This window comes from Paracoccus sphaerophysae, assembly GCF_000763805.1.
Taxonomy (GTDB): Bacteria; Pseudomonadota; Alphaproteobacteria; order Rhodobacterales; family Rhodobacteraceae; genus Paracoccus; species Paracoccus sphaerophysae.
Genome location: NZ_JRKS01000032.1, coordinates 20,499 through 34,061 on the forward strand (window position 1 = coordinate 20,499; position 13,563 = coordinate 34,061).

13 protein-coding genes are annotated in these 13,563 nt (G+C 70.2%); 2 read left to right on the forward strand and 11 right to left on the reverse strand.

Annotation, left to right across the window (positions count from 1 at the left end; all coding sequences use genetic code 11):
- Positions 1 to 65 precede the first annotated feature (65 nt).
- Positions 66 to 1,064, forward strand: coding sequence for a TRAP transporter substrate-binding protein (locus IC63_RS10325; protein WP_036719910.1), 999 nt, complete (start codon positions 66 to 68; stop codon positions 1,062 to 1,064).
- A gap of 96 nt (positions 1,065 to 1,160) precedes the next feature.
- Here IC63_RS10325 and IC63_RS10330 read toward each other — a convergent pair whose 3' ends face one another.
- Both IC63_RS10330 and IC63_RS10335 read right to left on the reverse strand, forming a co-directional pair.
- Positions 1,161 to 1,910 (reverse strand): SDR family oxidoreductase, encoded by a 750-nt coding sequence (locus IC63_RS10330; protein ID WP_036719912.1) that lies wholly within the window; start codon positions 1,908 to 1,910, stop codon positions 1,161 to 1,163.
- A 10-nt stretch (positions 1,911 to 1,920) separates the two neighbouring features.
- Positions 1,921 to 3,360 carry an aldehyde dehydrogenase family protein gene (locus tag IC63_RS10335; protein WP_036719915.1) on the reverse strand — a complete coding sequence of 480 codons (1,440 nt, stop codon included), beginning with the start codon at positions 3,358 to 3,360 and terminating at the stop codon, positions 1,921 to 1,923.
- A 154-nt stretch (positions 3,361 to 3,514) separates the two neighbouring features.
- On the opposite strand from IC63_RS10335, the gene IC63_RS10340 reads away from it, so the two are divergent.
- Entirely contained in the window at positions 3,515 to 4,213 is a 699-nt protein-coding gene (locus IC63_RS10340) for a Crp/Fnr family transcriptional regulator (RefSeq protein ID WP_036719918.1), read from the forward strand.
- 3 nt (positions 4,214 to 4,216) lie between these two features.
- On the opposite strand, the gene IC63_RS10345 is transcribed toward IC63_RS10340, so the two are convergent.
- The 9 genes from IC63_RS10345 to IC63_RS10385 all read right to left on the reverse strand — a co-directional run.
- Positions 4,217 to 4,486, reverse strand: a complete 270-nt coding sequence (locus IC63_RS10345) for a hypothetical protein (protein WP_036719921.1) — start codon at positions 4,484 to 4,486, stop codon at positions 4,217 to 4,219.
- Positions 4,483 to 5,034 (reverse strand): cytochrome c oxidase subunit 3, encoded by a 552-nt coding sequence (locus tag IC63_RS10350; protein WP_036719925.1) that lies wholly within the window; start codon positions 5,032 to 5,034, stop codon positions 4,483 to 4,485. Before IC63_RS10350 ends, IC63_RS10345 begins: the two co-directional genes overlap by 4 nt.
- The gene (locus IC63_RS10355) at positions 5,031 to 6,986 is read right to left on the reverse strand and encodes a nitric oxide reductase activation protein NorD (protein ID WP_036719926.1); all 1,956 of its coding nucleotides are present in this window, start codon (positions 6,984 to 6,986) and stop codon (positions 5,031 to 5,033) included. Before IC63_RS10355 ends, IC63_RS10350 begins: the two co-directional genes overlap by 4 nt.
- Positions 6,987 to 7,045: 59 nt before the next feature.
- Complete coding sequence (locus IC63_RS10360) at positions 7,046 to 7,849, reverse strand: CbbQ/NirQ/NorQ/GpvN family protein (RefSeq protein WP_036719929.1); 804 nt, start codon at positions 7,847 to 7,849, stop codon at positions 7,046 to 7,048.
- 5 nt (positions 7,850 to 7,854) lie between these two features.
- Positions 7,855 to 9,249, reverse strand: coding sequence for a cbb3-type cytochrome c oxidase subunit I (locus IC63_RS10365; protein WP_036719932.1), 1,395 nt, complete (start codon positions 9,247 to 9,249; stop codon positions 7,855 to 7,857).
- Positions 9,250 to 9,262: 13 nt separating this feature from the next.
- Positions 9,263 to 9,715 carry a c-type cytochrome gene (locus IC63_RS10370; protein WP_036719934.1) on the reverse strand — a complete coding sequence of 151 codons (453 nt, stop codon included), beginning with the start codon at positions 9,713 to 9,715 and terminating at the stop codon, positions 9,263 to 9,265.
- A 154-nt stretch (positions 9,716 to 9,869) separates the two neighbouring features.
- The gene (locus IC63_RS10375; protein ID WP_232222580.1) at positions 9,870 to 10,754 is read right to left on the reverse strand and encodes an FAD:protein FMN transferase; all 885 of its coding nucleotides are present in this window, start codon (positions 10,752 to 10,754) and stop codon (positions 9,870 to 9,872) included.
- On the reverse strand, positions 10,751 to 11,926 hold the full coding sequence (locus IC63_RS10380) for an NnrS family protein (RefSeq protein ID WP_036719937.1): 1,176 nt from the start codon (positions 11,924 to 11,926) through the stop codon (positions 10,751 to 10,753). Before IC63_RS10380 ends, IC63_RS10375 begins: the two co-directional genes overlap by 4 nt.
- The coding region (locus IC63_RS10385; RefSeq protein ID WP_052042092.1) for a NosR/NirI family protein at positions 11,923 to 13,563 on the reverse strand (1,641 nt) is incomplete at its 5' end. The genes IC63_RS10385 and IC63_RS10380, both read right to left, overlap by 4 nt.

A 13,563-nucleotide genomic window follows, 5' to 3' on the forward strand; every position in this document is an offset into this window, starting at 1 on the left:
AACCGCTTGGTCCGCGCCGGACCTCGCCGCAAGACTTGCGGCCAACATCCTAGGGAGGAAACCGGATGCAACTGACCCGCCGCCTGCTGATCGCCGCGACCACCGCCGCGCTGGCCCTGACCGGCCTGCCCGCGCTGGCGCAGGACCCGATCGTCATCAAGTTCAGCCACGTCGTGGCCCCCGACACCCCCAAGGGCAAGGGCGCCGACAAGTTCAAGGAGCTGGCCGAGAAATATACCGAGGGCAAGGTCAAGGTCGAAGTCTACCCCAACAGCCAGCTCTACAAGGACAAGGAAGAGCTCGAGGCGCTGCAGCTGGGCGCCGTTCAGATGCTGGCCCCCAGCCTCGCCAAGTTCGGGCCGCTGGGCGTCGGCGACTTCGAGGTCTTCGACCTGCCCTATATCTTCAAGGACACCGCCGCGCTGCGCCGGGTGACCGAGGGCGAGGTCGGCAAGACGCTGCTGGCCAAGCTGGAACTCAAGGGGATCAAGGGGCTGGCCTACTGGGACAACGGCTTCAAGATCATGACCGGCAACCGCCCGCTGGTGAACGTGGACGACTTCCTGGGCATGAAGATGCGGATCCAGTCGTCCAAGATGCTCGAGGCGCAGTTCTCGGCGCTGGGCGCGGTGCCGCAGGTGATGGCGTTCTCCGAGGTCTACCAGGCGATGCAGACCGGCGTGGTGGACGGGTCGGAAAACACCCCGTCCAACGTCTATACCCAGAAGATGCACGAGGTGCAGAAGAACGCCACGGTCAGCAACCACGGCTATATCGGCTATGCGGTGATTGTGAACAAGGCGTTCTGGGACGGGCTACCCGAGGATATCCGCGCCCAGCTGGACAAGGCAATGGCTGAGGCCACGACCTATGCCAACAGCGTGTCCGAGGCGGACAACGCCAAGGCGCTGCAGCAGATCCGCGACGCCGGCACGACCGAGGTCCACGACCAGACGCCCGAGGAACGCGCCGCCTGGGTCAAGGCGCTGGAGCCGGTCTATGCCGAGATGGAATCGCGCATCGGCAAGGAGACCATCGACACGGTCCGCGACGCGACGCAGTAAGCCGCGCCGTCCGGGGGCTTCGCGCCCCCGGGCCCCCGCGGGATATTTCCGGACAGAAGATCGGCGCGCGGCCCGGGTGCCGTCGCCCCGATGTTTTCAGATGGTCCGCCCGCCATCGACCTCCAGCACCACGCCGGTGATGAAATCCGCCTCGTCGGAGGCCAGATACAGCGCCGCGTTGGCGATGTCGCGCGGGGTGGACATGCGGCCCAGCGGGATCGTGGCGACGAACTTCGCACGGTTTTCCGGCGTGTCGGGAACCCCCATGAACTGTTCCAGCAGCGCCGTCGCGCCCATCACCGGGGCGATGCAGTTGACCCGGATGTTGTCGGGGGCAAGCTCGGCCGCGAGGCTGCGGCTCATCAGGTTCACCGCGCCCTTGGACGAGTTGTACCAGGTCAGCCCCGGCCGCGGGCGGATGCCGGCGGTCGAGCCGATGTTGATCATCACCCCCCCGCCCGCCGCGCGCCAGACCGGCACCACCGCCTTCACCATGTGAAAGATCGACAGCACGTTGATGTCGTAGATCTTGCGGAAGGTGGCCTCGTCGGTCTCCATCAACGGGCGGTTGGGGTTGGTCCAGCCGGCGTTGTTCACCACAATGTCGAGGCTGCCGAAGGCCGCCTGCGTCTCGGCCACGGCGCGGTCGATGTCCTCGGCCTTCGACACGTCGCAAGTGATGGCGATGGCGCTGTCGCCCAGCTCGGCGGCTACGGCGCGTGCGCCCTCGGCGTTCAGATCGACGACCGCGACGCGGGCGCCCTCGCGCGCAAAGACCTCGGCGATGCCCTTGCCGAACCCGGATGCGGCGCCGGTCACCAGCGCCGTCTTGCCCTGCAGCCTCATGTTGCCTCCCTCAGCCATGATGGTTCACGATCGTGCGGATGGTGGAAAATTCGTGCAGCGCCTCGAAGCCCTTTTCGCGGCCGTGGCCCGACTTGCGGATGCCGCCGAAGGGCAGTTCCACCCCGCCGCCGGCGCCATAGCCGTTGATGAACACCTGTCCGCAGCGCATGGCGTTGGCGACCCGGGCCTGCCGCGCCCCGTCGCGCGTCCAGACCGAGGCGACAAGGCCATATTCGGTGCCGTTGGCGATGGCGATCGCCTCTGCTTCGCTGTCGAAGGGGATGGCGCACAGGACCGGGCCGAAGACCTCCTCCTGCGCGATGCGGCTGTTCGGATCGACGGGCCCCAGCAGCACCGGGGCGACGTAAAACCCGCCCGCCGGCGCGTTGCCGGCGACGCGGCCCTGCGCCAGCACCGGGGCGCCCGCCTCGGCGATGTAGGTTTCCACCCGCTGCTTCTGCCGGGCCGAGATCAGCGGCCCCAGCAGCGAGCCGTCCGCGGGCGACGCCTCGACGGCGCGGAAGCGCTCCGCCAGCCGCGCGGTCAGCTCGTCCCAGATGCCGCGCTGGATCAGCACCCGCGACCCGGCCGAGCAGGTCTGCCCGCCATTCTGGATGATCGCGTTGGCCAGCACCGGCAGCGCCGCATCCAGATCGGCGTCGTCGAAGACGATCTGCGGCGACTTGCCGCCCAGTTCGAGCGTGCAGCCGATGAAGTTCCGCGCCGCCGCGATCTGGATCATCTGCCCAACCTCGGGCGAGCCGGTGAAGGACAGGAAATCGACGCCGCGATGTTCCGACAGCGCCTTGCCCGCCACCTCGCCGCGGCCGGTGACCACGTTCAGCGCGCCGGGCGGCAGGATCTCGTTGGCGATCTCGGCCAGCCGCAGGATCGACAGGCACGCATCCTCGGCCGGCTTCAGCACGCAGGCATTGCCCATCGCCAGCGCCGCCCCGACCGAGCGGCCATAGATCTGCGCCGGATAGTTCCAGGGCACGATATGGCCGGTGACGCCGTGCGGCTCGCGGGTCATCTGGACCGTCGTGCCGCGCTGGAAGGGGATCACCTCGCCATGCACCTTGTCGGCGGCGCCGCCGTAATATTCGAAATAGCGCGCGGTCATCACCATGTCGGCGCGGGCCTGCGCCAGCGGCTTGCCATTGTCGCGCGTCTCGATAGCCGCCAACTCGTCGGCGTGATCGAGGATCGCCGCGGCATAGCGCATCAGCAGCCGGCCCCGTTCGGTGGCCGACAGCCCGCCCCAGTCGCCCGCCAGCGCCGCCCGCGCGGCGGCCACGGCGGCGTCGATGTCGGCGGCGTCCGAATCGGCGATGCTGGCAAAGGCCGCGCCGTCCAGCGGCGAGACAACGTCCATTTCGTGCCCCGACCGGGGCGGAACCCAGGCGCCCCCGATCAGGTTCAGCGGCCGGGGCAGCGTCATCTTGGGCATCGGTCCCCCCTCATGCGTGCGTCGTTGCCGCAGATTGGGTGAGGCTCTGTCCGGGCGCAAGGTGGTATACCACCCTGGCCCGCGCGGCAGTTGCATCCCCTGCGGCCGCCGTCTATCCCGACCCGCATCCCAGCAATCGTTCGACCGAGAGCCCATGACCCCCGCCGATCTGGACATCGCCCGACAGTCGACACTGCTGGCGCGACTGCCCGCCCCGCTGCAGGCCAAGCTGATGGAGGGGGCGCAGGTCCAGTCCTTCGACATCGGGCAGACGGTGTTCCTGCAGGACGACCCCGCGGTGGCGCTGTTCATCGTGCTGGACGGCTGGGTCAAGCTGTACCGCGTCGCCCCCAGCGGGGCCGAGGCGGTGGTCAGCGTGATGACCCGCGGCCGGTCCTTTGGCGAGGCGGTGGCGCTGCGCGACATGCCCTATCCGGTCTCGGCCGAGGCGATCACCCCGGCGCGGCTGGTGCGGATCGACGCCACCCGGCTGCGCAACCTGCTGCAATCGGACCCGGTGCTGGCGACCTCGATGCTGGCCTCGACCTATGTGCACCTGCAGCAGCTGGTCGAGCAGGTCGAACATCTCAAGGCGCGGTCGGGCGTGCAGCGGGTGGCCGAATTCCTGCTGGACCTGTCCACCTGCGCCGAGGGCGGGTGTTCGGTGACGCTGCCCTACAACAAGGCGCTGATCGCCGGCCGCCTGGGGATGAAGCCGGAGAGCCTGTCGCGCGCCTTTGCCCGGCTGCGCCAGCACGGGGTACGGATCGACGCCGCGCAGGCCCATATCGACGACCTGGACGCGCTGCGCGATCTGGCCGCCGAGGACCCGGCCAAGGCGTGGATGCGCTAGGGCTCAGCCCGCCGCGACATACAGCGCCAGCGCCGCCAGCGCCCACAGGCCCAGCACCGCCCCAAAGGCGCGGCGCGGGCCGGGATGGGCGTCCAGTTCCAGATACCGCCCCAGGATCACCCGCGCCTTCCCCCAGGCCAGCCCCAGGATCGCCGCCCCCGCCGCGATCACCAGCCAGCGCGGCCCGGCCGGCCGCATCAGCGCCACGGCCGTCGCCGCCACCGACAGCGCGATCAGCACCGCCCAGGCGCGAATGAGCGGATCGGTTCTCATCGGAGCAGGTAGATCACGGGGAACAGCAGCACCCAGACCAGGTCCACCATGTGCCAGAACTGCGCCCCGGCCTCGACTCCGTCCGCCCCGGCGCGGATCGAGACGAGGCCGAGGATGATGACCCCGGCCACGACATGGGCGGCGTGGAACAGGGTCAGCAGCCAGTAGAAGGTGTAGAAGACGTGGGTCTCGAGCCCGATCCCCTGCCGCGCGGCGTCGGCATATTCGACGCCTTTCAGCAGCAGGAAGACGGCGCCCAGGATCATCGCGCCCCACAGCCAGCGCCGGGTCGCGGCCGCCTGCCCGGCCCGCGCCGCCCGCACCGCGCAGGCGGCGCCGAAGCCCGAGGTGACCAGCACCACCGTGTTCAGCCCCGCCGACAGCCGGTGCAGGTGGTCCTGAGCGGCGGCAAAGCCCTCCGGGTCGCGCAGCCGCAGCGTCAGGAAGATCAGCAGCGCCGCGCCGAACACGGCCATCTCACTGATGATCAGCACCCACATGATCAGCTCGCCCGGCAGCCGGTCCGGCGGGTGCGCGGCCTCGATCATGCACCGACCAGCTGGCGATAGATCTGCGGCAGCGCCTCGGGCAGGCGGTCGGGGTGGGGAACCAGCGCAAAGCCGCCCTGCCCGAAGATGCGCGGGAACCACGACTTGCCGTCGCGGTCCACGGTGATGCCAAAGACGGAATGCCCCGCCCGCCGCGCCTCGCGGACCGCCATGGCGCTGTCCTCGATGCCGTGGCGGCCCTCGTAGTGGTCCAGGTCGTTCGGCTTGCCGTCGGTGATGACCAGCAGCAGCCGGCGCCGGCGCGCCTGCGCCGCCAGCCCCGCCGAGGCATGGCGGATGCCGGCGCCAAGCCGGGTATAGAAGCGCGGCGACAGCCCGGCGATGCGGGCCTCGACCGTGGCGCTCATCGGTTCGTCGAAGCGCTTGCAGGTGGTGACATAGACCCGGTCGCGCTTGAGCGAGCAGAAGGCCTGCACGGCGACCTGATCGCCGCAAGCGTCCAGCCCCCAGGCAAGCGCCGCCAGCGCCTCACGTTCGATGTCGATGACCGCGCGGCCGGTGACAGCGCTTTCGGTGGACCGCGAGATGTCCAGCAGGATCGACACCGCCAGGTCGCGGTTCACCGGCCGCGACTGGCGCCAGATCCGGTCCGAGCCCTCGCCCGAGACGGCAATGCCGACGCGCGAGCGCACGGTGGCGTCGAGGTCCAACTCGTCGCCGTCACGGTGGCCGGTGGTGACGACGCGGCCGGGGCGCATCGCCGCGAACTGGCGGCGGACGGCGCGGATGCGGCGGCGGGCGGCCTCGTCAAAGGCGGGGGTGCCGTGCTGGGCGGGGTCGGGTTCGGCGTCCAGCACGCGGGCATGGGCGGGCAGGTAGCGGCCCGACCGCGCCTCCCATTCCGGGTAGGTGAAGACGCCCGACAGCGCCTCGCGGTCCACGTCTTCGGGCGACAGGTCCAGATGCAGCTTCAGCCGCGTGGCGGGCGCCTTGCTGATCTGGCCCAGCCCCAGCTCGTCCTGGTCGTCCAGCGCCTTGCGGGCGCTGTCGTCGTCGTCATCCTCGACCCGGCGGTTGAGGTTCAGGAACTCGGCCCAGCTGAGGATCGCCTCGAACTTGTTGATGATGAGGCTGTCGGTGCGGTTCGCCGCGTCGGCCTTGCGGCGGCGGGCGCGGATGGTCTTTTCGGCCTGCTGGCCGGGGTCCTCGGGGGCACCCTCGGCCTCGCGGGTTTCGACCCGGTCGGCAGCCGAGACCTCGCCGGCCTCCTGCGCGACCCACAGCGCCACGGGCCGCATCGGCTGATAACCGCGCGGCGCGGCGAGGCCCGACAGATCGCCCGCGTCCAGCGCCGCCATCAGCTCGGCCGCCCGTCCCTCGGGCGCATCGGGGCTGCCCAGCAGGCGGCGGATCACCGCCTCGACGGCGGCTTCCTCGGGCGGCAGGCGGCTGTCGGGACGCGCCGCCAGCAGCAGCGCGCGCAATTCGTCATATAGCGGCATCAGCCCCGGCGCCGCCTCGGCCGCCCGCGCCACCGTCCCCCGCGCGGCGGCCAGTGCCGCCAGATCGCGGCGCAGCGGATCATCGTGACCCTCGGGCGCCACGGCATGCGCGGCATAAGCCGCCATCCACAGGTACACCGCCCCGTTCGCCTCGGGCGTCGGCAGCAGCGCCAGCGAGGCCGGCAGCCGCAGGATGCCGCCGTCCAGCGTCGCCTGCGGCAGCGCCTCGGCCTCGGTCCCCAGCCTGCGTCGCCAGCTCAGCCGGTGCCGGCTGATGCGGTCGGCGGCAGCCCGGAACTCGACCGAGTGATCGCCGCCCAGCCCCCGGAACAGCACCGCGAGCCGCCCCGCGACCTCGTCCAGCCGGACCCGCGCATCCTCATGAACCGGCACCGCGTCGAACCCCGAGGCCCAGCCGTGCCACAGCTTGCCAACGGTTTCCTCGGGTTCCCAGGGCTCGATCTCGCGCCAGTCGACTCGGGCGGTCATTCTTCTTTGTCCAAATATCCCACGGGGGTCCGGGGGTGTGAAACCCCCGGTCCGGCGGCTCAGCCGAACACGGCCACGACCAGATCGGCCAGCCCGCGCTTCACATCGGCATCGTCGGTCAGGGGCTCGATCATCGCCGCGGTGATCGCCCGGTTCAGGTCCATCCCGCCGGCGATCAGCGTCGCGGCATAGACCACCAGCCGGGTCGAGACGCCCTCTTCCAGGTCCTGCCCCTTCAGCGCCCGCAGCTTGCCGGCCAGCCGCACGAGGCCGGCCGCGCGACGCTCGTCCAGCCCGCTTTCCGCGACCACGATCCGGGTTTCCAGGTCGGGGGCGGGAAAGTCGAATTCCATCGCCACGAAGCGCTGGCGGGTGGAGGGCTTCAGGGTCTTGAGGATGTTCTGGTAGCCGGGGTTATAGCTCGCCACCAGCATGAAGCCGGGCGCGGCCTCCAGTTCCTCTCCGGTGCGGTCGATGGGCAGGATGCGGCGGTCGTCGGTCAGCGGGTGCAGGACGACGGTCACGTCCTTGCGGGCCTCGACCACCTCGTCCAGATAACAGATCGCCCCCTCGCGCACAGCGCGGGTCAGCGGGCCGTCCACCCAGACCGTCTCGCCGCCCTTCAGCAGATAGCGCCCGATCAGGTCGGCCGCCGACAGGTCGTCATGGCAGGCGACGGTGTACAGCGGCCGCCCCAGCCGCGCCGCCATGTGCGACACGAAGCGGGTCTTGCCGCAACCGGTGGGGCCTTTCAGCAGCACCGGCAGGTCGTTGGCGGCGGCGGCCTCGAAGACCGCGACCTCGTCCCGCTGCGGCAGGTAGAAGGGGGCCGCAGCCCCCTCCGGTTTCACATGGGCGTTCATCGCGCTCACTCCGCCGGGGTCCGGTGGGCCATCTGGTCGCGGTGCTGCTGCACCGGGCCGGGCGTCACCACCTCGCGGCGCACGGCCAGCACCGACCAGATGAACAGGAGCGCACCGGCCACGACCGCCAGACCCGACCCGAAGCGCATCCAGTAGAACAGCGCCAGCTGGTCCTGCACGTCCATGAACGCCTCGCCGTTCACCCGCTGCAGATGGGTCTGCAGGGTGCCCGCGAAGGTCAGGGTAAAGGTCATGAACAGCATCCCGCCAGACATCAGCCAGAACGAGGCCATGTTCAGCACCTGGTTATAGGGGTCGCGGTTCTTCATGATCGGCATCGCATAGGTGATCATCGCCAGCACCAGGCAGACATATGCCCCGTAGAAGGCGAGGTGCCCGTGCGCCGCGGTGATCTGGGTGCCGTGGGTGTAGTAGTTCACCCCGTGCAGCGTGTGCAGGAAGCCCCACACCCCCGCCCCGAAGAAGGCCAGCACCGAACAGCCGAGCGACCACAGCAGCGCCGCCTTGTTCGGGTGATCGCGGCGACCCTTCCAGACCATCACGAAGGCGAAGCTCATCATGGCGAAGAACGGCACGATCTCGAAGCTGGAAAAGATCGACCCGACCCACTGCCAGTAGGCCGGCAGCCCGATCCAGTAATAGTGGTGCCCGGTCCCGAGGATGCCCGAGAAAAGCGCGGTGGCGACGATGACATACAGCCACTTTTCCACCACCTCGCGGTCAACCCCCGTCAGCTTGAGCATCAGGAAGGCGAGGATCGAGGCCATGATCAGCTCCCACACGCCCTCGACCCACAGGTGGATCACGTACCACCAGTACTGCTTGTCCAGCACCAGGTTCGAGGGGTTGTAGAAGGCAAACAGGAACAGCAGCGCCAGCCCCCAGAGACCCAGCAGCAGCACGTTCGAGATGGCGGTCTTGCGGCCCTTCAGCACCGTCATGGTGACGTTGTAGAGGAAGATCAGCGCGGCCACGACGATGCCCGCCTTGACCCACTTGGGCTGCTCGAGGAATTCGCGCCCCTCCTTGCCCAGCAGCCAGTTGCCGTGGAACAGGTCGAACACATAGGTCACGACCACGCCCGCCGTGCCCAGCACGAGGATCGCCAGCTGCAGATAGGCCAGGGTGGGCGAATGGATCTCGCGTTCGGCCTCTTCGGGGACGAGGTAATAGGCGGACCCGAAGAAGCCCAGCAGCAGCCAGACGATCAGGCTGTTGGAATGCAGCATCCGGACCACATTGAAGGGCAGGATGTCGGACAGGAAATTCGGCTGGACATAGATCCAGCCCATCGTCAGCCCCATCGTGACCTGCACCGCGAACAGCGCCATGGCGACCACGAAATAGGCATAGGCGATGCGTTGGGTATGGTATTTCATCGCGCGTTCCCCCTTAGCCCGCGTCGTTCGGCGGCCAGTTCTGGGTGTTGATCTTGCTGGTCCAGATCAGGAAGTCGCTCAGCTCGCGATATTCCTGGTCGGTCAGCGGAAAGTTCGGCATCTGGCGGCGGCCCTCGATGCCGGTGGGCATCGCCTGCATCCAGGTCTTCAGCGCATCGGCCGCGCCTTCGGGATCGTCCTGGACCCCCCAGCGCTTGACCACGTTGCCCAGTTCGGGGGCGTAATAGGCCCCCTCGCCCAGCAGCGTGTGGCAGTTGATGCAGCCGTTCTTTTCCCAGATGTGCTTGCCGGCGGCCACGCTGTCGGTCAGGCCCGCCTTGTCCGTCGAGACATTGACGGCATAAAGATGGCTGTGCACCGACATCGCGCCGAAGATGGCGATGAAGAACAGTGACCCGCCATAGAAGACGTTGCGGGCCATGCTCTTGGTCATGACGTCGCTCATGGCGGCGGTCCCTTCGAGCAGTTTCGACTAAGTCAGCGATAACGGCACCGTGGGCCGCAACCTTGAGGAAAGTCAAAGGTTAGGAAAAACCGTCAGCTTCTTGTCAGCCGCGCCGTGGCCTGGCGACCACAGAGAGGGCCACCAGAATGGCCCGCTAAAGCGGCAGCAGCGCCTCGATCCGCGCGCCGGGGAACTGCACCAGCGCCCGGTCGATCGCGGGGCGGTCCATCAGCACCGCGGCGGTGGACAGCGCGTCGGCGACCGCGGCGGTGGGCGCGCTGACCGAGGCCAGCCGCCACTGTGCCGGCCGGCCATCGGCGGCGAGGATATGCGGCCGGTCCCCCCCCGGCCCGATCCGCGTGCCCAGCGGCGCCGAGGTCGCCAGCGCCCGATCGCTCAGCACCAGCCGGGCCGCGGCATCGCCGCCGGGCTCCTCGATCCGCGCAGTCCAGCCGGTCGGCCCCACGGCCCGCAACTCGCCCGCGTCGATCAGCAGGTCGGAGAGCCCGTGGCGGGCGGCGACCTCGGCCAGCCGGTCGGCGGCCAGCCCCTGCGCGATGCCGTTCAGGGTCAGCGCCATGCCGGGGCGCCGCAGGCGGATCTCGTCCTCGCGCAGCGCCACGTAACCCCAGCCGGCCAGCGCCCGGGCGGCGGTTTCGTCCCCGCCCAGCCCGCGTGCCTGCCACAGCGGCTGCACGGTCGGATCGAACGCCCCGCCGGTCGCCGCGTGGACCCGCCCCGCCAGCGTCAGCAGGTCGCGCATGTCGTCCGAGGGGTGCGGCAGGTGCCCCAGCGCGTTCAGCCGCATCAGGTCAGAGCCGCGGAACAGCGAGAACTGCGCCTCGATCGCCCGCAGCGCACGGGCCGATTCGGCGAAGAAGGCGCGGGCCTGACGCTCGGACCCGCCGGCCACGGTCAGGGTCACATCGGCGCCCAGCGCCTGCCCGCTCCAGCGGTGGTGGGGTGCGGCAGCGACCGCGGGGCGCGCCAGCACCGCGGCGCAGGCCGAGAGGGCGAGGAAACGGCGGCGGGGGATCATGCGGCGGCCTCCCGCACCGGGCGCGGCGTGGTCCAGATCGGCCACAGCGCGACGAGATACAGGGCGAAGGCCGCGATCCAGATCAGCCCGGCGCCCAGCGTGCCGATGCCGTACATCGGCCCCGGCCAGCCGGCGGCGGCCCAGCGCAGCGCGACGGCCAGCGGGATCAGCGCATAGCCCAGCGCCACCGGCCCCGGCGCGACCAGCGGCCGGCCGGAATGGCCGATGCTGGCGCGGCTCATCACCGCCAGCGTCATGCCGCCGATGGCACCGATGCCCAGGATATGCAGCGCCCCGATCTCGGGTCCGATGCCCAGCAGCGCCAGACCCCAGGCGGCCAGCCCCAGCGCCAGCATCGCGTAACCGGCGTGCAGCGCCCAGACGATGGGGTCGCCCAGCGTCGCCGCCGTTCGCCAGCCGGCCAGCCGCGCCGCGGCGGCAAGGCCGGCGCCCACGGCGACCGTGCCGGTCAGGGCCGCGGGCGCGCCCAGCACAGCCAGCGCGGCGGTCAGGATCGCCAGCGCGATGCCCGCCACCTCCAGCGGCTTGCGGGTCACCGGCAGGGCTGCCGTTTCGTCCGCCCGCAGCAGCGCGTTGCGGGTGAAGGCCGGCGTCACCCGCCCGCCCAGCACCGCGATCATCGCGCAGATCGACAAGAGCCCGCCGCGCAGCCCCTGCGCCTCGGTGGCCGTCACGCCGGTCCAGTCGAGATGCACCAGCAGGTTCGCCACCCACACGAGCGTCAGCAGCACGAGGAACATCATGTTCTGCGGCTTTGGGCGTTTCATCAGCTGGGTCAGCAGCTTGGCGGCCAGCACCGGGACGAAGGCGAGGTCGATCGCCGCCACCAGCGCCGCCGGCAGCGCGCCGGAAAACCACACCGCCACCCGGCCCGCCAGCCACAGCCCCGCGACCACCGCGACGAAGCGTTCCGGCGCGGCTTTCGCTCCGGTCCAGTTCGGCACCGCGGTCAGGAAGAACCCGCCCAGCGCGGCGGTAGCAAAGCCGAAGATCATCTCGTGCGCGTGCCAGGCGTTGGGCGCGGGCGCAAAGGGCGCCTCGGCCCAGCCCTGCAGCCAGGCCACCCACAGCGCCATCGCGGCGACGCCGTAGAGGCCCGCGGCCATGAAGAATACCCGCCAGCCGTCCTTGAAGATGATGGGATAGCTCATGTCGTCACCGGCTGGTTGCGGAAGGCGGGGGGTTGGGCGGACCCGGCGGCCGCGCCCTCATGCGCGCCGGCGGGCACCTGGGTCGGCGTGACCGGCGCCGGCACCGGGGGCGAGGCCGGCGCGGGCGGGATCGGCGGCGCGGTGAAGCTGCCGCCGCCGCCCCCCGAGGCGCGGCCGCGGCGTTTCAGCACCGGGCAGGTGTTCTCGTCGTTCATGATGACCTGGCAGCGCAGGCAGACGATGCATTCGTTGGCGTTGATCCGGCCCAGCGGGTCGATGGCGCCGACGGTGCATTTCGTCTCGCACAGCCGGCATTCGCGCCCGCATTGCGGCCGGCGCTTGAGCCAGTCGAAGACCTTGAGCTTGGCTGGAATCGCCAGCCCCGCGCCCATCGGGCAGATATAGCGGCAGAAGAACCGCTCGATGAACAGCCCGGCGCCCAGCAGCGCCACGACATACAGCACGAAGGGCCAGGCGCGCATGAAACGCATGGAAATGGCGGTCTTGAACGGCTCGACCTCGGCCAGCACCAGGGCGCGCTCCATCGAATAGAAGGACAGCGCGACGAGGCCCACGAACAGCGTGTACTTGATGACCCACAGCCGCTCGTGCAGCGCCTGCGGGACGGCGATCTGGCGCACGCCAAGGCGCTGCGCGGCCTGGTTGGTCAGCTCCTGCAAGGCGCCGAAGGGGCACAGCCAGCCGCAGAACACGCCCCGGCCCCAGAACAGCATCCCCAGCGCCACCGCGCTCCACAGCACGAAGATCAGCGGGGCGATCAGGAAGGTTTCCCATTTGAAGCCCGACAGCAGCGCGTGAAGGAAGGCGATGACCTGCACAATGGACAGTTGCGCGCCCAGCCCCCAGCCCAGCACCACCAGCGTCAGCGCGAGATAGGCGGTGCGGACCCGGCGCCACAGCACCGGCTTGCGGACCAGCCATTCCTGCCCCAGCAGGATCAGCCCCAGCGCGCCCAGCATGGCCAGGACGACCACGACCTCGTGGCGCTTCTGCCACCAGAACTGTTCCCACAGCGGCGTCTCGGGTTCGGGCGGGGCGAGGCGAAAGGCCTCGGGCAGCGTCACCTCGGCGCTGACCGGCAGGGTGGCGCCGCTGCGGCCGGTGGTCACGGTGACGCGGAACGGGCGGGTCACGTCGATGCCGCCGGTGGCGGGGTCGGCGTTGATCCGGAAGACGCTGCGTTCCTTGGTTTCGGGCGCGCCGGCGATCGGCAGGCGCGCGACCTGGGTATAGCTGTCGGCCGTGGGGATCAGGCGGACGTCGCCCTGCGCGATCTCGATGCGCTCGAACCGGCCCGATCGCTTCCAGTCGGTCCCGCGATGGGACTGGTTGCCGCGCGACAGGATCGCCAGCAGCGCCTCGCCCGGCCCAAGCTGGCCCGTGACGGCGGTCAGCGCCTGCTGGCCCAGCAGGTTGCGCCCGACGGTGGGGGTGTCGATGAGCCCGGTCCACAGCTCCAGCCACGGTGCGTCGGAGGGCGTGATCGGCGGCTGCGCGTCCGGCATCGCCCGCGCCGCATCGGCCATGCTGACCCGCACATGAGCCAGCGCGCCCGCGGCTTCCAGCGCCGCCCAGTCGGCGGGCGCAAAGCTGACCCGGTCGATGCCGCCCTGCCC

What these genes read in the sequence shown, in the direction of transcription:
- IC63_RS10325 (WP_036719910.1), top strand. Translation starts at nt 66, where the DNA reads ATGCAACTGACCCGCCGCCTGCTGATCGCCGCGACCACCGCCGCGCTG.
- IC63_RS10330 (WP_036719912.1), bottom strand. Translation starts at nt 1,910, where the DNA reads ATGAGGCTGCAGGGCAAGACGGCGCTGGTGACCGGCGCCGCATCCGGG.
- IC63_RS10335 (WP_036719915.1), bottom strand. Translation starts at nt 3,360, where the DNA reads ATGCCCAAGATGACGCTGCCCCGGCCGCTGAACCTGATCGGGGGCGCC.
- IC63_RS10340 (WP_036719918.1), top strand. Translation starts at nt 3,515, where the DNA reads ATGACCCCCGCCGATCTGGACATCGCCCGACAGTCGACACTGCTGGCG.
- IC63_RS10345 (WP_036719921.1), bottom strand. Translation starts at nt 4,486, where the DNA reads ATGAGAACCGATCCGCTCATTCGCGCCTGGGCGGTGCTGATCGCGCTG.
- IC63_RS10350 (WP_036719925.1), bottom strand. Translation starts at nt 5,034, where the DNA reads ATGATCGAGGCCGCGCACCCGCCGGACCGGCTGCCGGGCGAGCTGATC.
- IC63_RS10355 (WP_036719926.1), bottom strand. Translation starts at nt 6,986, where the DNA reads ATGACCGCCCGAGTCGACTGGCGCGAGATCGAGCCCTGGGAACCCGAG.
- IC63_RS10360 (WP_036719929.1), bottom strand. Translation starts at nt 7,849, where the DNA reads ATGAACGCCCATGTGAAACCGGAGGGGGCTGCGGCCCCCTTCTACCTG.
- IC63_RS10365 (WP_036719932.1), bottom strand. Translation starts at nt 9,249, where the DNA reads ATGAAATACCATACCCAACGCATCGCCTATGCCTATTTCGTGGTCGCC.
- IC63_RS10370 (WP_036719934.1), bottom strand. Translation starts at nt 9,715, where the DNA reads ATGAGCGACGTCATGACCAAGAGCATGGCCCGCAACGTCTTCTATGGC.
- IC63_RS10375 (WP_232222580.1), bottom strand. Translation starts at nt 10,754, where the DNA reads ATGATCCCCCGCCGCCGTTTCCTCGCCCTCTCGGCCTGCGCCGCGGTG.
- IC63_RS10380 (WP_036719937.1), bottom strand. Translation starts at nt 11,926, where the DNA reads ATGAGCTATCCCATCATCTTCAAGGACGGCTGGCGGGTATTCTTCATG.